At 63.4% G+C, this 17,542-nt stretch carries 13 protein-coding genes; 7 read left to right on the top strand and 6 right to left on the bottom strand.

Annotation, left to right across the window (positions count from 1 at the left end):
• Positions 1–9: 9 nt before the first annotated feature.
• From gyrA to ACSC1R_RS16775, 3 genes are all read right to left on the bottom strand, one after another.
• Positions 10–2,472 carry a DNA gyrase subunit A gene (gyrA, locus tag ACSC1R_RS16785; protein WP_439026870.1) on the bottom strand — a complete coding sequence of 821 codons (2,463 nt, stop codon included), beginning with the start codon at positions 2,470–2,472 and terminating at the stop codon, positions 10–12.
• On the bottom strand, positions 2,473–4,386 hold the full coding sequence (gene gyrB / locus ACSC1R_RS16780; protein ID WP_439026869.1) for a DNA topoisomerase (ATP-hydrolyzing) subunit B: 1,914 nt from the start codon (positions 4,384–4,386) through the stop codon (positions 2,473–2,475). It lies immediately after the preceding gene.
• A 158-nt stretch (positions 4,387–4,544) separates the two neighbouring features.
• Positions 4,545–4,877, bottom strand: coding sequence for a hypothetical protein (locus ACSC1R_RS16775; protein ID WP_439026868.1), 333 nt, complete (start codon positions 4,875–4,877; stop codon positions 4,545–4,547).
• A 114-nt stretch (positions 4,878–4,991) separates the two neighbouring features.
• Between ACSC1R_RS16775 and ACSC1R_RS16770 the strand changes: the two genes are divergently transcribed.
• Together ACSC1R_RS16770 and ACSC1R_RS16765 are read left to right on the top strand one after the other, a co-directional pair.
• On the top strand, positions 4,992–7,418 hold the full coding sequence (locus tag ACSC1R_RS16770; protein WP_439026867.1) for a DNA topoisomerase VI subunit B: 2,427 nt from the start codon (positions 4,992–4,994) through the stop codon (positions 7,416–7,418).
• A complete protein-coding gene (locus ACSC1R_RS16765) occupies positions 7,415–8,506 on the top strand; it encodes a DNA topoisomerase IV subunit A (RefSeq protein ID WP_439026866.1) in 1,092 nt (363 codons plus the stop codon). The genes ACSC1R_RS16770 and ACSC1R_RS16765 overlap by 4 nt, the downstream gene beginning before the upstream one ends.
• A gap of 49 nt (positions 8,507–8,555) precedes the next feature.
• Here the strand turns inward: ACSC1R_RS16765 and ACSC1R_RS16760 are convergent, their stop codons facing one another.
• Complete coding sequence (locus tag ACSC1R_RS16760) at positions 8,556–9,650, bottom strand: zinc-ribbon domain-containing protein (RefSeq protein ID WP_439026865.1); 1,095 nt, start codon at positions 9,648–9,650, stop codon at positions 8,556–8,558.
• 187 nt (positions 9,651–9,837) lie between these two features.
• Here ACSC1R_RS16760 and ACSC1R_RS16755 point away from each other — a divergent pair, with 187 nt between their 5' ends.
• Positions 9,838–10,551: a hypothetical protein gene (locus ACSC1R_RS16755; protein WP_439026864.1), complete on the top strand. Its 714-nt coding sequence runs from the start codon at positions 9,838–9,840 to the stop codon at positions 10,549–10,551.
• Between the two features lie 10 nt (positions 10,552–10,561).
• Here the strand turns inward: ACSC1R_RS16755 and ACSC1R_RS16750 are convergent, their stop codons facing one another.
• Entirely contained in the window at positions 10,562–11,314 is a 753-nt protein-coding gene (locus ACSC1R_RS16750; RefSeq protein WP_439026863.1) for an MBL fold metallo-hydrolase, read from the bottom strand.
• 84 nt (positions 11,315–11,398) lie between these two features.
• Between ACSC1R_RS16750 and ACSC1R_RS16745 the strand changes: the two genes are divergently transcribed.
• Both ACSC1R_RS16745 and ACSC1R_RS16740 read left to right on the top strand, forming a co-directional pair.
• Entirely contained in the window at positions 11,399–13,510 is a 2,112-nt protein-coding gene (locus ACSC1R_RS16745) for a hypothetical protein (RefSeq protein WP_439026862.1), read from the top strand.
• Between the two features lie 1,185 nt (positions 13,511–14,695).
• Positions 14,696–15,703: a hypothetical protein gene (locus ACSC1R_RS16740; RefSeq protein WP_439026861.1), complete on the top strand. Its 1,008-nt coding sequence runs from the start codon at positions 14,696–14,698 to the stop codon at positions 15,701–15,703.
• A gap of 25 nt (positions 15,704–15,728) precedes the next feature.
• Here the strand turns inward: ACSC1R_RS16740 and ACSC1R_RS16735 are convergent, their stop codons facing one another.
• Complete coding sequence (locus tag ACSC1R_RS16735; RefSeq protein ID WP_439026860.1) at positions 15,729–16,247, bottom strand: hypothetical protein; 519 nt, start codon at positions 16,245–16,247, stop codon at positions 15,729–15,731.
• A 172-nt stretch (positions 16,248–16,419) separates the two neighbouring features.
• Between ACSC1R_RS16735 and ACSC1R_RS16730 the strand changes: the two genes are divergently transcribed.
• Both ACSC1R_RS16730 and ACSC1R_RS16725 read left to right on the top strand, forming a co-directional pair.
• Positions 16,420–16,758, top strand: coding sequence for a winged helix-turn-helix domain-containing protein (locus tag ACSC1R_RS16730; protein ID WP_439026859.1), 339 nt, complete (start codon positions 16,420–16,422; stop codon positions 16,756–16,758).
• 40 nt (positions 16,759–16,798) lie between these two features.
• A complete protein-coding gene (locus ACSC1R_RS16725) occupies positions 16,799–17,449 on the top strand; it encodes a DUF7504 family protein (RefSeq protein WP_439026858.1) in 651 nt (216 codons plus the stop codon).
• The last annotated feature ends 93 nt before the right edge of the window (positions 17,450–17,542 follow it).

Here is a 17,542-nt window from a genome sequence, read left to right as displayed (position 1 = left end):
GGACCTGGCTTACTCCTCGTCGGCGTCGACCGGGATGACGTCGACGGTCGCGACCGCGTCGTCTTCCTCGACGTCCATCACGGTCACACCCATGGTGTTGCGGCCCTGGAGCGAGATGTCCGAGACGCGGGTCCGCATAATCTGGCCCTGTTCGGACATGACGATGGCGTGGTCGTTCTCGGCGACGGCTTTCACCGAGGTCACGGTCCCGTTGCGCTCGTTCGTCTTGATGTCGATGAGACCCTTGCCGTAGCGGGACTGCCGCCGGTAGTTCGACAGCAGCGTCCGCTTCCCGTATCCGTTCATCGTGACGGTGAGGAGTGCGCGCTCGTCGGACTCGTCGGTCGCGACGAGGCCGGCGACGTAATCACCGTCGTCGAGTTTGATGCCCCGGACACCGCGGGTGTTCCGACCCATCGTCCGGACCTCGTCTTCGTCGAACCGGATGGTCATGCCCTGCTCGGTGCCGATGACGAGGTCTTTCGTGCCGTCCGTGACCTCGACGTCGACGAGTTCGTCGCCGTCGTCGAGCTTTGCGGCGATGATACCCGTCGAGAGGATGTTCTGGAAGTCCTCGGTCTTGGTGCGCTTGACGTAGCCGTTCCGGGTGGCCATCGTGATGGCCTCGTCCTCGTCGAAGTCGTCCGTGTTGACGACGGCAGTTATCTCCTCGCCGTCGTCCAGGTCGATGATGTTCACGGCCGACTTCCCGCGGGCGGTGCGGGACATCTCGGGTATCTGGTAGCCCTTGAGCTGGTACACCTGCCCGTGGTTCGTAAAGCAGAGCAGGTAGTCGTGGGTGCTCGCGCGGAACACCTTCGACACCCTGTCGCCCTCCTTGATGTCACCACCGATGATGCCCTTGCCTCCGCGGTGCTGGGCGTCGAACGTATCGACGGGCATGCGCTTGACGTAGTCGTCCTCGGTGAAGACGACGAGCACGTCCTCCTCCGGGATGAGGTCCTCGTGGGTGACCTCGCCGGTGTCCTGGACGAAGGAGGTACGGCGGTCGTCGTCGTACTCGTCTTTGACCTCGCGGAGTTCGGTCTTGATGACGTCGAGGAGCTTCTCTTCGCTCGCGAGGACGGATTCGAGGTACTCGATGGTCTCTTGGACCTCCTCGTACTCGTCCTCGATCTCGGTGCGCTCCATGCTGGTGAGCGAGCCGAGTTGCATCCGGACGATGTGCTCGGACTGGGCTTCCGAGAGCTCGTAGGTGTCTTCGAGGCCGGCCTTCGCGGCGTCGCGGTCGTCGGAGTTCCGGATGAGTTCGACCACGTCGTCGATGTGGTCGAGCGCCTTCAGGCGGCCCTCGAGGATGTGTGCGCGGTCCTCGGCCTGCTGCAGGTCGTACTGCGAGCGCCGGCGGACGACCTCCTTGCGGTGGTCGACGTAGTGCTCCAGCGTCTCCTTCAGCGAGAGCACCTTCGGCTGCCCGTCGACCAGCGAGAGGTTGATGACGCCGAACGTCTTCTCGAGGTGGTGCTCGATGAGCTGGTTCTTGACGACCTCGACGTTCGCGCCGCGCTTGAGGTCGATAGCGATGCGGACGCCGTCGCGGTCGGACTCGTCGCGCAGGTCCGAGATGCCCTCTATCTTGCCCTCGTTGACGTTGTCGGCGATGCGCTCGACGAGGCGCGCCTTGTTCTCCTGGTAGGGCAGTTCCGTGATGACGATGCGCTTTCGGTCTTTCTTCCAGTCCTCGACCTCGAACTCGGCGCGGATGCGGATGCGCCCGCGGCCGGTCGCGTACGCCTTGCGGACGGCGTTGCGGCCGACGATGTTCGCGCCGGTCGGGAAGTCCGGCCCCTTGACGTGCTCCATCAGGTCGTTCACGTCTGCTTCGGGGTTGTCGATGACCTCGATGGTCGCGTCGATTATCTCGCCGAGGTTGTGCGGCGGGATGTTCGTGGACATCCCGACCGCGATACCGGTGCTACCGTTGACGAGGAGGTTCGGGAAGGCCGCCGGGAGCACGTCTGGCTCCTGGAGACGGTCGTCGTAGTTCGAGGAGAAGTCGACCGTGTCCTTCTCGATGTCCTCCATGAGCGTCTCGGCGATGGGTGCCATCCGGGCCTCGGTGTACCGCATGGCGGCAGCCGGGTCGCCGTCCATGCTGCCGAAGTTCCCCTGGCCGTCGACCAGCGGGTAGCGCATGGAGAAGTCCTGGGCCATGCCCACCAGTGTGTCGTAGATGGCCTGGTCGCCGTGGGGGTGGTAGTCACCCATCGTCTCGCCGACGATGGACGAACTCTTGCGGTGGCTCGACCGACTCGTGACGCCCATGTCGTGCATCGCGTAGAGGATGCGACGGTGGACGGGCTTGAGGCCGTCACGGACGTCGGGCAGGGCGCGCCCGACGATGACGGACATCGCGTAGTCGATGTAGCTCTGCTCCATCTCGTCCTCGATTCGGACGTGCTCGATGCGGTCTGCTGGAACGTCGGGGGATTCGGGGGCTTCTGAACTCATCTATATGTCGACCCAGTTGGCTTCGGGGGCGTGTTGCTTGATGAACTCCTTTCGCGGGCCGACGGCGTCGCCCATCAGCACGGAGAACATCTTGTCCGCTGCGGCCGCGTCCTCGATGTTTATCTGCTTGAGGACGCGGCGGTCGGGGTCCATCGTCGTGGACCAGAGCTGCTCGGGGTTCATCTCGCCGAGGCCCTTGAATCGCTGGACCTGCGTCGGGTTCCCGTTGCACTTCTCTTCGACGACCTTCTCGCGCTCTTTCTCGTTCATCACGTCGTAGGTGTTGCCGTTGTAACGGATGCGGTAGAGCGGCGGCTTCGTGGCATAGACGTAGCCGGCTTCGAGCAGCGGGCGCATGTGCCGGTAGAGGAACGTCAACAGGAGCGTCCGGATGTGTGCCCCGTCGACGTCGGCGTCCGTCGCCATGATTATCTTCTTGTACCGGGCGTCTTCGATGTCGAACTCGTCGCCGATACCCGTGCCGATGGCCGTGATGAGGTTGCGAATCTGCTCGTTCTCCAGGATGCGGTCGAGGCGGTGCTTCTCGACGTTGAGTACCTTCCCGCGGATGGGGAGGACCGCCTGGAACTCGGGCGCACGAGCCTGCTTCGCGCTCCCACCTGCGGAGTCACCCTCCACGATGAACAGCTCTGCCTCGTCGGGGTCGCGGGTCTGGCAGTCCGCGAGCTTGCCGGGCAGGGAGGTCGATTCGAGCGCGGACTTGCGCCGGGTCAGCTCCTCGGCCTTCTTCGCGGCCTTGCGAGCCTTCGCGGCCTCGACTGCCTTCGAGACGATGGCGGTGGCCGTGTTCGGGTTCTCCTCGAAGTAGGTGCCCAGATGCTCGTGCATCGCGCTCTCGACGATGCCCCGAACCTCGGAGTTCCCGAGTTTCGTCTTCGTCTGGCCCTCGAACTGCGGGTCCGGGTGTTTCACCGAGATGACCGCGGTGAGACCCTCCCGGATGTCGTCGCCCTTGAGGGTGTCGTCGAGGTCTTTCAACAGCCCGTTGTTCTGGGCGTAGTCGTTGACGACGCGTGTCAGGGCCGTCTTGAACCCGGTGAGATGCGAGCCGCCCTCGCGCGTGTTGATGTTGTTCGCGAAGGCGTGGATGGAGCCCTGCAGTTCGTCGGTGGCCTGCATCGCCACCTCGACCTGGATGTTCTGCTCCTCGTCCTCGAAGTAGATGACGTCGTCGTGCAGCGCCGTCTTCGTCTCGTTGAGGTACCGGACGAACGCCCGGATGCCGCCCTCGTAGTGGAACGTCTCGGACTTACCGTCGCGCTCGTCGACCAGCGAGATGTTCACGCCCGAGTTGAGGAACGCGAGTTCGCGCAGGCGGTTCGCGAGCGTCGTGTAGGAGTACTCGTCGGACTCGAAGATGTCGGTGTCCGGCCAGAAGTGGATGTAGGTCCCGTTCTCCTCGTCGGGCTCCATGTCGCGGACCCGTTCGAGTTCACCCTGCGGGACGCCTCGTTCGAAGGTCTGTCGCCAGACCGCACCGTCTCGGGTCACCTCGACCTCCAGTCGTTCGGAGAGCGCGTTCACGACGCTCACACCGACGCCGTGGAGCCCACCCGAGACCTGGTAGGACTTGTTGTCGAACTTCCCACCCGCGTGGAGGACGGTCATGATGACCTCGACGGCGGGTTTGTCGTACTCCGCGTGCGTATCGACGGGGATACCGCGCCCATCGTCAGAGACGCTTATGGAGTTGTCCTCGTGCACCGTGACGGTGATGTCGTCACAGTAGCCGGCGAGGGCCTCGTCGATGGAGTTGTCGACCACCTCGTAGACGAGATGGTGCAGGCCCCGAGAGTCAGTAGAACCGATATACATCGCCGGGCGTTTTCTGACAGCTTCCAGGCCTTCGAGGACCTGGATTTGACCGGCGCTGTATTCATTTTCGTCGGACATGAAAACCTGTTCTCCGGTAGATTGCGGGGGCTAATAAAAGTCACGTGTGCGCTCGCGCGCGTATGCCGAAATTCGGTGACGGCGCGGTGACCACGGAGGAATGACAACGGTCCAACCGGTCCCCGTTCGGGGGCCGACCAGTGGAGAAAGAGACGTGTTCAGATATCTTCGATGTCGTAGGTCCCGAGCAGCTCGGTCCGGGTCTGCTGGTAGCCACCGACGACGGCGAAGAAGACGCCGAACGCCCCCAGTAACATGAGCGTCGACGCCTCGTGCCCGGTGGTCATCGTGTACAGCGCGAGCGCGGCGAGCAAGACGGCGTTGACCGCCGAGAAGGCGATTCCGGCGAGGAACCACAGCGGCGTCTCGTCGACGGACCACGGACTGTTCCGGAGTGTCAGGAGCGTCGCCGTCGAGACCAGCAGGGCCGCGAGCGAGACGGCGACGACCACGAGTGTGTAGTCGGTACCGGTTGTTCCGGGAATTGGCATCTCTTGACATGATTCTACACGAAGGATGTACATCACTTTACTGGCCGGGGCGTTTCACTTTCACCCTGCTTGCACACGGCTTTTAACCCCGCGGGCGAAAGATTGCGCCACAGAATGACGTCTTTCCAGTCGACACTCGGCGAGGAGGCGGGTATCGCCGAGGAGTTGGCCGAGAGCCAACGGGCCATCTCCATCGCCGAGTTCTTCGAGAAGAACAAGCAGATGCTTGGCTTCAACAGTGGCGCACGAGGGCTCGTCACTGCGGTCAAAGAAGCCGTAGACAACGCCCTCGACGCCGCCGAAGAAGCCAAGATTCTCCCCGACGTCTACGTCGAGATCCAGGAGGCGGGTGACTACTACCGCCTCATCGTCGAAGACAACGGGCCGGGTATCACCAAGGAGTCGCTCCCGAAGGTCTTCGGGAAACTGCTGTACGGGAGTCGCTTCCACGCGCGCGAACAGTCCCGTGGGCAGCAGGGTATCGGTATCTCCGCGGCCGTCCTCTACTCCCAGTTGACCAGCGGAAAACCCGCGAAGATAACCTCCAGGACCGAGGGGGCAGCCGAAGCGAACTACTACGAACTCATCATCGACACGGACACCAACGAACCGGAGATACGGGCGGAGAAGACCACCTCGTGGGACCGCCCCCACGGAACCCGTATCGAACTGGAGATGGAGGCGAACATGCGGGCACGCCAGCAGCTCCACGACTACATCCAGCACACCGCCGTCGTCAACCCACACGCCCGCATCGAACTCAAGGAACCCCAAGAGCACTTCAAGTACGAGCGCGCGACCGACGAACTCCCGAAAGAGACCGAAGAGATTCGCCCGCACCCACACGGAGTCGAACTCGGGAACGTCCTGAAGATGCTGAAGGCGAGTGACTCCCACTCCGTCTCGGGCTTCCTCCAGTCCGAGTTCACCCGCGTCGGCCGCAAGACCTCCGACAACATAATCGACGAGTTCCGCGACCGCTACTACGGCCGCGAGATGTCGTGGTCGCTCCCCGACGACGACGCGCTCCAGCACGCCATCGACGACGCCGTGAACAACAAGCCATCCGATGCGAAGGCGACGTTCGCCGACGCGGTCGTCTCGGGACTCCACGACGCCGCAAGCGACGGTCGGGTCGCCCACCATCAGGTCGCCGCCGCGGTCACGACCGCCGCGGGGGCCGACGACCTCGACACCACGTTCGGCGACACCGTCCAGGAGAACGTGGTCGACGCGGTCTGGCGCACCATCACCGGCTACGGACTCGACGAGGAGCCCGAGCGCCTGCTCGAGGACATCCGCGGGTACGCGGACGAGGCGACCAGCGTCCAGAAGGACGACGCGGTCGTCGTCGCGTTCGCCGACCGCCTCGCCGCCAAGTTCGTTCCCGGTGAGGACGACGACGTCCGGAACCGTCTCACCCGGAAGGCACTGCGGGACTACGTCGACCGCGCCGCGGACATGACCGAAGAGCGTGAGGAGACCACCTTCGGGGACACGGCCCGGGAAAACGTCGTCGACGTGGTGTGGGACGCCATGGTGACGGTCCCGGACGACCCGCCGAACGTCCGCGACCTCGCCGACGACCGCGACGGGACGAGCGACCTCGTCTCGGCCATGCGGGTCACCGACATCATGGCCCCGCCGACCTCGTGTCTCTCGCCCATCACGGCCGACCTCGTCGAAGCCGGCCTCAAGAAGGTCTACGACGCCGAGTTCTACGCCTCCGCGACACGCGACGCGGAGGTCCACGCCGGTGACCCGTTCATCGCCGAGGCCGGCATCGCGTACGGAGGCGAGTTACAGGCCGAGGGGCAGGCCGACCTGCTCCGGTTCGCCAACCGCGTTCCCCTCGTGTACAAGCGCGGCGGGTGTGCCATCACCGAGGTCGTCAAGGGCATCGGCTGGCGCAACTACAACCTCGACCAGCCCGGCGGCTCGGGTATCCCGAACGGGCCGGTCGTCATCATGGTCCACGTCGCGTCGACCAACGTCCCGTTCACCAGCGAATCGAAGGACGCGGTCGCCTCTGTCGAGGTCATCCAGGACGAGATCGAACTCGCTATCCGCGAGGCCGCCCGCGAACTCAAGTCGTACTTGAAAAAGCAGCGCTCGATGCGAAAGCGCCAGAAGAAACAGAACGTCCTCGCGGAGATACTCCCGCAGATGGCCGAGAAGGTCGCCCACGTCACCGGGCGACCCCAGCCGAACATCGACGACGCGATGGCGCGCATCATGAACAACGTCCTCGTCGACCGCGAGACCGAGGTCGACGGCGACACACAGACGGTCAAAGTCGTGGTGGAGAACCACTCCAGTACGAACGAATCGCCCGACGTGACCGACATCGTCACCGCCGAACCGCAGAACGTCTCCGACGGCGCGACCGTCGTCGAGATGGACGGCGAGTGGTTCATCAAGTGGAACCCGGACGTGTCCAGTGGTGACGAGGCCGTCCTCGAATACACCGTCTCTGCAGACGCATCGTTCGACCTCAGCGTGAGCGAGGTCGAGGCAGCCAAACTCACCGTCAACCAATGAGCACCGATACAGACGCCCAAGCCCGGCAGAAACTCATCGACCTCGCCGCAGAGTTCTACGACCAGTTCGAGGGAGGCCAGATTCCCGCGATGACGCTCCCGACCCGGACGAAGTCCAACATCATCTACGACGAGGACAAGAAGGTCTGGGTGTACGGCGACCGGACCTCCTCGCGTTCTGCGAACTCCGTCCGAGGGGCCCGAAAGCTCCTGAAGGCGGTGTACACCATCGACTTCCTGGCCCAGCAACTCGACGAGGACCGCTCGTCCACCCTGCGTGAGCTGTACTACCTCTCCGAATCGTGGGACAACGAGGAGGCACAGTTCAACGGGCAGGACGAGTCGAACAAGCTCGTCGAGGACCTGGAAATCGTCAGCGAGGTCAAGCGCGAGGACTTCCACATGCGCCCGGAGGAGTCTGGTGCGACCCTCATCGGCCCCCTCGAAATCCGCGAACAGACTCGCCGCGGCGAACGCGAGATTCACTGCCAGAAGGACGTTGGTGAGGGCGGCTACCAGATTCCGAACAACCCCGACACCGTCGAGTTCATCGACCACGACATCGACTTCGTCATGTGCGTCGAGACCGGTGGTATGCGCGACCGCCTCGTCGAGAACGGCTTCGACGAGGACTACAACGCACTCGTCGTCCACCTCAAGGGCCAGCCAGCCCGGGCGACTCGCCGTATCACCAAGCGTCTGCACGACGAACTCGGCCTCCCGGTCGTGGTGTTCACTGACGGTGACCCGTGGTCGTACCGCATCTTCGGGTCGGTCGCCTACGGCTCGATCAAGTCCGCACACCTCTCGGAGTACCTCGCGACGCCGGAGGCCCGGTACGTCGGCATCCGGCCGCAGGACATCGTCGAGTACGACCTGCCGACGGACCCGCTCTCGGATTCGGACATCAACGCACTGGAATCCGAACTCGACGACCCACGCTTCCAGTCAGAGTTCTGGACCGAACAGATAGAGCTCCAGCTCGACATCGGGAAGAAGGCAGAACAGCAGGCACTCGCGGCACGCGGTCTCGACTTCGTGACCGACACGTACCTTCCCGAGCGGCTGGACGAGATGGGCGTCATCTAGGGTCGGTCTCACCGACCGTTTCCGCGGACCGCGACAGCGACGGCGCCCGTCAGAAGTCGTGTTCGAACTCGAACCCGCCGTCGTCGTCGGCGGCGTCAGCTGTCCTCGCGTCCGTGTCTGTGGCCTTTTCGTCGGTATTCTTCTCCGGGACCTCCGAGTCCGTCTCCCCGTCTGCACAGGACCGGCAGTAGTGGTTCGTCCCCGTCTCGTACGTCTTGACTGGGATGCCACACAGGAGGAACCGGTCGCTGTAGCGCCGCTCGATGCCCGCCTCGATTGGCGAGAGACAGGCAGTACACGGCAGGTCGGGCTCGTAGACGACACGTTCGGTCACGTCCTTCGTTCGGCCGAAGTCCGTGAACGAGTGGTCGGAACTCGCTGCTTTCGACGCGGCGACCGCACCGCCGACGAGCATCGCACCGACGAGCAAGACGAGCGCGAGTTCTTCGAACACGAGCGCCAGCCCGAACAGCAGGGGCAAGAACAGCATGAGCCCGAGGAAGCCGAGAATGAGCCCGGCGACGACGGCCCCCGTCCCGTTCGACCGTGACCCCTCGTGTGACTCGGTCACGACCGGCCCGTTCGGCCCCTCGCGGCGGGTCACCACCAGGCGCTCGGCGTCGGCGTAGTACTTGTACGCGGCGTACGCGGCGTTACCGAGGCCCGACGTCCACCAGATAGTGGTCAGCGCGACGAGCACGTGCATGCCTGCGCTCCCGTAGGACCGGTCGACGAGGACGACCCGGTCACCGTAGTCCTCTTCGACTTCCCACCCTTCGACCAGCCGGGCGTCGACACGGTCGCGGAGGGGTCTGTCACGGTCACTCCGGTGCCCGCGGGCCGGTCGCTCTCGCTGGTCGTCGTCTGGCCGACGATGGTCGTGCCGGTCGTCGCCCGACCGGCGGACACTGTCTGGCTGGTTGCGTTCTGGCGGTGGCCGACCGTCGCCTGTACCTTCGGTTGGCTCTCGCCGCCGGTCGGCGGGTCGTGAGGCGGTCGACGAGTCACGCTCGTGGTCGTGGAGGGACTGCACGCGTGACCCACACTGTGGGCAGAATCGGGCCTCTGCCCCGAGCCGGGACCCACACCGGGAACAGAACGGCGGTGCGGCCGCGGCGTCGTCGCGGGGACTGCCGGCGTCCATACGTCAACATAGTGACCACCGAGGTAAATCGTTTTGGTCGTGGATACCCCGAAAGAATGAGTCGAACACGGTCGTGGTTCTCCGACGAGTCACCACGTTTTCGCCGGTATCAGTCCGCCGTCGCCGGCAGTGACGTGCGACGGTTACTCATACGTAATCTTATGCTACACCGATTCGTATCACTCTCATGAACAGACGGATACTGCTGACACTGGCGGTTGCGCTGGTCGTGATGAGTGCGGGCTGTGTCACCGGCGGCATCGGCGGCGATGCAGACCCGACGAGTGCCGACGCGGGCGGCGATTCCGGCGACGGAAGCGATGCGGGTGATGGTGCAGGTGGGGCAGGTGACGGCGGCAGCGGCGACAGTTCGTCGCTCCAGCCCGGTGAGTGGACGGTGTTCGACTTCGACGAACCGGCGAAATACACCTACGACATCTACATGGAAGACGAAGGTGAGGGCCAGCTCGTCTGGGACGTCCAGAGCGTCGAGGGCGATACCGTCACCGTCCGGATGGTGTACGACATGAACGAAGAGCACTACGAGTCCACCGTCACCGGGACGAAAGAGACCGTCCAGAGCCAGCTCTACACCAACCCGGCGGGCATCCTCCTCGTGACGACGATGTTCACGCCCGCGACCTGGTACGCCGGTCAGGACCTCAGCGAGGGCACCAAGTGGTCCTACACCACGCAGGACGGCTCGGCGAGCTTCGCCGTTACCGGGACCGACACCTACGCAGGTGTCGAGTGTTACACCTCCGAGATGAAGGTCGACCAGCAGGTCATGCACGAGGGCTGTTTCGCGCCACAACTCGGCCTCGCACCCTACACCGCGTACTACAACGAGGACGGGAGCCTCTCGATGGAGATGACGCTCGTCAGCTACGAGAAGAACTGAGCGAGACGGGCTATCGTTCGTCCAGCACGACGGGGATACCCCGGCGTGCGACGTCTTTTACGAACTCGCCGGAGTCGGTGACGAGGATGTCGATGGAGTTGTAGTGGACCGGCAAGACGAGGTCGGGGTCCATCGCTTCCGCGAGGTCGGCTGCTTCGTGGCGGTCCGAGACGACCGTCCCGCCGATGTTCGCGAGGAACAGCGACACGTCGAGTTCCGCGAACCCGTCCAGGGCGTCCGAATCACCCGGCCAGAACACCGAGACGCCCCCGATGCCGAGTTTGAATCCACAGCCGAACCCCTCGGGGTGTGAGACGCTCCCGTCCGGTTTCGCGTGGGGGCCGCCGGGTTCGTTGTACGCCGGGACCGACCAGATGTCGACGCCAGCCGCGCTCACGTGGGCCTCGTCGTCGACGCGGACGACCTCGTAGGGGAGTTCGTCGACCGGTTCGACGTCCCGGTCGATGTTGCTCGCGTCGACTCCCTCGTACACCACCAGTGTCGCGTCGCTGTCTGCGACTCTGACGACGGCGTCGGAATCGTAGTGGTGGTCGTGGGTGATACAGACCACGTCCCCGTCTTTCGGATATTCGTCCTGCGGTTCGGGATGTGGGAGGTCCTGCCCGCCCGGCGGTGTCCACTCGCCGGTGAGCACCCCGTACCGTCCGGGGTCGAGGTAGACTACGGTCCCGTCCGGGGCTTCGATGCGCGTCGTCGCGTAGCCGAGCCAGTCGACCAACAGCCCGTCGTGTCGAATCGTCATGCGTCGGCATTCGCTCGCCCGTGGCAAAAACGTCCCGTCGGCGGAAACGACTACGTGGCCTCGCACGAATCTCCGCATACTCGAATGACGCTGGAGTATCGCAACACAACGGACCCGCTGGGCGTCGAGGTACTGGACCCCCTAGAGCAGGTGAGTCTCCACGTGTCGACCTCAACGAATCAGTTCTGGGACGGCCCGGACGACGTACCGTTCGAAGAGTTCGTCGACGAGACGATCGCGTTGGAAACGTGGTACGTGGAGTTCGACATTGGGATTTTCTTGGTCGTCCTCGACGAACAGATGAACTTCGTCGCGAGAGCCGTCGATCAGGATCTGCAAACGCTTCCATTTGGAACGTACATCGTCAACATCCCGACGGCGGTGAAGAGTTACCTGTTGTTCAGTGGCAAGCCGTCTATCCGCGTAGACGAAGACGGGGCACGCATCGAGTTCGAAACCGTTCGCAGAGTAGTGTTCGGTCTGCGGTCGAACTACACCGAGCCCCGGTCCACCATCGAGACGACCGACCGGCCGTCGGACATCGCCACCACGATAAGTGCGCTCTCGGGGGGCATCACGACGACGTCGCCGGACCGTACCTTCGCCGCCCTTCGGAGCCACCCGCCCCGAATCGAGGTCGGAGACGAACTCGTGATTCCGGACGATGTCTCTCTCCCTGCAACGAATATCGAACTCGTCGTCCCGCCGCGATACGGTGCGTTGTTCACGGCGGCCCCCCTGACGTACTACCTCTCTGCGACATTGCGAATCGGGGACGACCCCCGGCTCGTCGTCGACGGTGAACAGTTCCCGCTCGGGACCGAGCAACCCCTGGAAGACGACCTGGTTCGGACGCTACAACACGTGTACTTCCTCGACTGCCTCGCTCGCTCGGTGGGAACGTTCGCACACGACCCCCCAGCGGATGCAGAACTCCTGTCCACCCTGCCGTTCGACCTCGAGTGGGCGTACGAAGCCGACATCGAGGACCGGGTGAAACAGTATCTGCAGGTCCCGTTCGACGATACCGCGACCGAGATTCCCCGGTTCCCGATGGTCGCACACGTGCCGGCCCGACCGGACTCTCTCTCGTCCATCCCGCACGTGCTGCACCGGTTCGGCCTCGTGCGCCCAGCACGAGGGACACTGATGAGTCCCGGCCAATCGGCGATTCCGGCCTTCGCGAGAGAAGCCCAATCGGCCGACTCTTCCCCGGCAACGGGGGTCGGTCACGCCACCCGTCACGTCAAACTGGACGCTCGGGACGACGCGATAACGCACGCCTGGTTCGGTCCCGGCGTTCCGACGAACGGGGCGAAGGGACTCCCGAAGAGCTTCGACAACGCCTTTCGCGGACGGACACCGAAGGACACGCTCGGCGTCCTCGTGGTGTGCAACGACGAGGAGATGCTGCCCGAACACGAGGTGCTCGACGAGTTCTACGACAGACGAACCGGCATCGAACGGAACGTCTCACTGCGTTCGGACGTTCGCACGAGCGACCTCTCGGCGCTCTTGTGCGACGAACGGTACGACCTGTTCCACTTCATCGGACACGCGACCGAGTCGGGCCTCCGGTGTCCCGACGGGTATCTCGACACCGGCACGGTCGACTCGGTCGGGATGGACCTGTTCGTCCTGAACGCGTGCGAGACGTACGAGCAGGCTCGACGGCTGGTGGACGGGGGTGCAGTCGCGGGCGTCGCCACCAACACACAGGTCGCCAACGGTGACGCCACCACCATCGGGCGAGACGTCTCGCGGCTGCTCAGTGACGGATTCTCGATGAGCGGTGCCGTCGAACTCGCGACTGTACAACTCGACGTCGGGTCGCAGTACCTCGTCCTCGGCGACGGGCTCTCTCGGTACTCCAGAAAAGAGAACGTCGCACCGACGGTCATCGAACTCGAACGGCGGGGCGACGACTCGTTCGGAATCGCCGTCCAGACCTACATACGCGGCACCGACCGGTTCGGGTCCACGACCCTGAACGTCATCGACACCGGCGAGGGAACGCGATGGAGTGAGACCGTCCTCGACCCCGACACGACCTCGACGCACGTACTCTCACGCGAGGGGCTCCCGGAAGCCGTCATGGGGTTCGGGAACGGCGAGCGGGGCCCGCCTGTCAGGATGCACGGTGAACTCCACTGGCCGACCTCCGAAGCGGACGTCGAGGCGTTACTAGACGGGTAGCGCTTTCATGGCCAGAACCGCCCCCTCGGCGGAAACGACTACGTATCCTCGCGGTAATCTCCAGACGACTGGATGGCGCTAGAGTATCGACGGACGACGGACCCGTGCGGTGTGGCGGTGCTGGACCCGCTCGAACGAGTGAGTCTACAGATTTCGACATCGAGAAATCAGTTCTGGGAGGGACCGACGGACGTGCCGTTCTGGGAGTTCGTCGACGAGACGATAGCGCTGGAGACGTGGTACGTCGAGTTCAGTAGCACACAGGTGCTTCAGCTATTCGACGATGATATGGCGTTGGTTCAGAAGCACATCGGAAAAGAGCGCTTCAAGCTCCCGTACGGCACCTACATCGTTCTGGTACCCACGCCTATCAAAACCTACCTGCGGTTCACTGGCTCTCCGGAGTTGCGTGGCGAACCCGGTCGTTCACGAGTCGAATTCGACGACGCTCGACGGGTTACCGTGGGGTTCCGATCGAGTCACAGTGAACCGACGACCACGATTCGGACGACCGACCAGCCCGAGGACATGGCCAGCGCACTCAGCGCACTCGCGGACTCGTTCTCGGCGGTATCCACGAACCGTACCTGGCCGGGGCTTCGCGACCACCCCTCTCGGATAGAAATCGGAGACGAACTAGCGATTCCAGAGACTCTCGACCCACCGAAGACCGATATCGATGTGGTCGTCCCGCCACGATACGCCCCCCTGTTCACAGCCGCCCCACTGGCGCATTACCTCTGTGGGACACTTCGGACTGGGGACAGGCCACGAATCGTCACAGACAACGAGACGGTTCCACTCGGAACCCAGAGGTCACTCGAAGACGACATCGTCCGATTGCAGCGGCAGGTGTTCCTTCTGGACTGTGTCGTTCGGTCGGTCGGCATCTACGCCCACGACCCGATTCTCGACGACTCGACGCTCTCGAATCTCCCGTTCGAGCTCGAGTGGGCATACGACGCGACACCAGTAGAACGGTTTCAGGCCTACATGGACGTCGAATACGACGATATCGAGGCGGCCATGCCCCGGTTACCGATGGTAGCACATCTACCGCCCATACCAGAGTCGGTCTCGGTGGTCCCTCACGTACTTCATCGTCTTGGGGCCATTCGCCCGGCACGGGCAACGCCGACCAGACCAGACTCGGAGATGATATCTGCGTTCGTTCGAAGGCCTGCTGTGAGCGCAAGTCCACGTGTAGAGAGAGACCGCTCACCACGAGCACCCCACGTCGAGCTCTCACCAATCGACGACGCAGTCACACAGGCGTGGTTCGGTCCCGGGATTCCGACGAACGCGGCCAAGGCCACCAGAGTCAGTTTCGAGAACGCACTCGACAGCCAGACCGAGAAAGCCACCATCGATGTCGCGGTGGTCTGTAACGACGAGGAGATGCTGCCGGAGCAAAAGGTGCTCGACGAGTTCTACGACCGGAACCGCGGTATCGGGCGGAACGTCACACTCTGCTCCGACGTGTCCTGTTCGGAGATGGCGTCACTGTTCACGGACGACCACTACGACCTGCTACACTTCATCGGGCACGCGAGTCCAGAGGGTCTGTATTGTCGCGACGGGCCTCTCGACGTCTGCGGGCTGGAATCGGTCGGTGTCGACCTGTTCCTCCTGAACGCGTGCCAGACGTATCACCACGCGAGAGCACTTATCGACGGAGGAGCGGTCGCGGGTGTCGCGACAACCGCTCGAATCACGAACCGAGACGCTACCATCGTCGGTCGAAACATCTCCCGACTGCTGAGTGATGGGTTCTCGATGAGTGCAGCCTTCGAACAGGCGACGATGCATCTCGAAGCCGGGTCCCAATATCTCGTAGTCGGAGACGGACTCTCCCGGTTCTCTACCAAAGAGGGTGCACCACCGACCGTCCTGGAACTACGCGAGCGAGGTGAGGACTTGTTCGAACTCTCGGTGAGCACGTATCTCCGCGAATCGGATACGCTAGGTACTCTGACAGAGAACTACGTATACGACGAGAACGAGACCGAGAAGGAATGGGAAGAGATGATATTCGACCCTGGAACGACGTCAGGGCACGCGCTGGGACTGAGACACATCGCGCGGTCGGTGATGGAGTTCGCCGACGAAGGCAAGAGCACACCTGTCAGATTTGGGAATAAACTCCACTGGCCCGAATCAGAGGCAGACGTCGTGCGGCTGCTCGAACGGTAGCTACCCCAGAACCGCGCCCTTTCGATTACTCCAGTTCGGTCCACGACCGCTGCGTGTCGTAGTCGATGATTTCGATGATGTCGTCGATCTCGTCGAGGGGTTCGTCGAACGCACGGCGCAGAATCTCGGAGGCGACGTAGGCGTCGGCGGAAGCGACGGGTTCGTGGAAGCGGACGGCGACACCACAGTCGCCGTCGACTTCGATGGTCATCTGCTGGTCGGCGGCGACGGCGTGGACCATGCGCCGGGCGTCACCTTCGACGTCCTGGGCGTAGTGGACGCCCTTGATGTAGTCGTACCGGCCGTCTGGACCGTCGTAGAGGCGGACGCGAGTATGGTCGGAGACCATCGGTCGGGCGAGGTGAGCGTCGAAGAATCGCGCGAGGTGGGTGCGATGTTCTCCTGCGGATACGACGTCACCTTCGGTGTTCCGTTCGAGATAGTCCCATACCACAGCCGGTGGTACGTCTAGTTCCGTCGCACGTTCCAGTACCCATTCCGTCTGGTCCTCCCGGACCCCGCCAGGAGGAATGCCGAAGCTCATACGCCACACAGCAAGCCCCAGTGGGTAAAAGATGTTGGCATGAAACCCAATATTTTCAAAATAGTGTAATTAATGAGCCTATAATTCGCACACTCGTTAAATAATGTTGTCTGCAGTGAACGAAGAGTGGTCTCCAAAATATACTTGATGACATAGCCCGTCGGGACGGTCGATGCGTTCTCAACAGTCGTTCGACCCGCCGCTGACCAGGGCACTCGCGTACCCTGCCAGAGTGGCGATACTCGGTATCCTCGTCGAACGCCACGACGAACGACTCGGAGCGAGCGAGATAGCCGCCGCCGCGGACCTCTCCCCGAGCACGTTCCACGGTCATCGCGAGGCACTCATCGACCTCGGGTTGATGGAGAAACACGAGGGGGAAGGATACCCGTCGTATTCGCTCGCCGATACGAACCAGGCGACGATTCTCGTAGAGTTGAACACGACGCTGAGCCGAGTATACGCGGAACGGGAGGGTTTCGCGGCGTCCGTCGAGGAGTTCGTAGAGTAGGCAAGAAGCGTTTTGGTAGTAGGGCTGGTAGGACCTTCGCATGGATGCCGAACGAATCGTGTTCGAACGACAGTTGTCGGGGGCGACGTTCCGCGATAGCGCAGACGAGGACGATTTCTCGACGATACTCGCCGAGTTCAAACGACACGGCTGTGCGATGGTCGTCTCGGGTGACGTCGGAGAAGACACCATCGCACGGGCGTTTCGGCTGCTCGGCGGCGCACCGGATGCGGACAGGAAACGGGTGGTCGTCACGCCCAGCCCCGAACAGGACGCGGAACCGTTCCTTCCCGAGCACGTCTCACCGTCACACCCAGACGTCCGCGTTCATCGGCGTGACGAGTACAAGACCCTCTCGGGGGTTCGCGCGGCGGTCCTCGAGTCGGTGGTTCGCTTCGACAGTCGTGCGTCGGGGCTCGACCCTGGACAGCTGCGGTTGCTCGCGCCCTCGGTGGACACGTTACTCGAGGGGGCCGACTGCGAGACTGGTGAACGGTTCGTCCGGGCACTGGGGACGGTCGTCCGCGGCTGTCGTGGGATGGGGTACTTCCACGTGGGCGAGGACGAGGTCCCGGCACACGTCGTGGACCTCTTCGACGGCTGGATCGAACTCAAGGAGACGGCAACCGGCGCGAAGCAGCGCTGGCACGTCCCGGCGGGCGAACGGACGACGAACTGGATATCGCTGTAGGTCGCCGTCCCAGCGTCATCGCTGCAGGTCGCTGTCCCAGCGTCATCGCTGCAGGTCGCCGTCCCAGCGTCACTGTGTCAGTGTCGCTGTCGC

It is taken from the genome of Haloarchaeobius ordinarius (assembly GCF_051801355.1).
Classification (GTDB): domain Archaea; phylum Halobacteriota; class Halobacteria; order Halobacteriales; family Natrialbaceae; genus Haloarchaeobius.
This window is presented reverse-complemented; position numbering and strand designations above follow the sequence as displayed.

Coding starts and splice junctions, on each gene's coding strand:
- ACSC1R_RS16730 (WP_439026859.1), top strand. CDS start 16,420: ATGCGTTCTCAACAGTCGTTCGACCCGCCGCTGACCAGGGCACTCGCG.
- gyrB (WP_439026869.1), bottom strand. CDS start 4,386: ATGTCCGACGAAAATGAATACAGCGCCGGTCAAATCCAGGTCCTCGAA.
- ACSC1R_RS16750 (WP_439026863.1), bottom strand. CDS start 11,314: ATGACGATTCGACACGACGGGCTGTTGGTCGACTGGCTCGGCTACGCG.
- ACSC1R_RS16755 (WP_439026864.1), top strand. CDS start 9,838: ATGAACAGACGGATACTGCTGACACTGGCGGTTGCGCTGGTCGTGATG.
- gyrA (WP_439026870.1), bottom strand. CDS start 2,472: ATGAGTTCAGAAGCCCCCGAATCCCCCGACGTTCCAGCAGACCGCATC.
- ACSC1R_RS16745 (WP_439026862.1), top strand. CDS start 11,399: ATGACGCTGGAGTATCGCAACACAACGGACCCGCTGGGCGTCGAGGTA.
- ACSC1R_RS16735 (WP_439026860.1), bottom strand. CDS start 16,247: ATGAGCTTCGGCATTCCTCCTGGCGGGGTCCGGGAGGACCAGACGGAA.
- ACSC1R_RS16765 (WP_439026866.1), top strand. CDS start 7,415: ATGAGCACCGATACAGACGCCCAAGCCCGGCAGAAACTCATCGACCTC.
- ACSC1R_RS16725 (WP_439026858.1), top strand. CDS start 16,799: ATGGATGCCGAACGAATCGTGTTCGAACGACAGTTGTCGGGGGCGACG.
- ACSC1R_RS16775 (WP_439026868.1), bottom strand. CDS start 4,877: ATGCCAATTCCCGGAACAACCGGTACCGACTACACACTCGTGGTCGTC.
- ACSC1R_RS16760 (WP_439026865.1), bottom strand. CDS start 9,650: ATGGACGCCGGCAGTCCCCGCGACGACGCCGCGGCCGCACCGCCGTTC.
- ACSC1R_RS16770 (WP_439026867.1), top strand. CDS start 4,992: ATGACGTCTTTCCAGTCGACACTCGGCGAGGAGGCGGGTATCGCCGAG.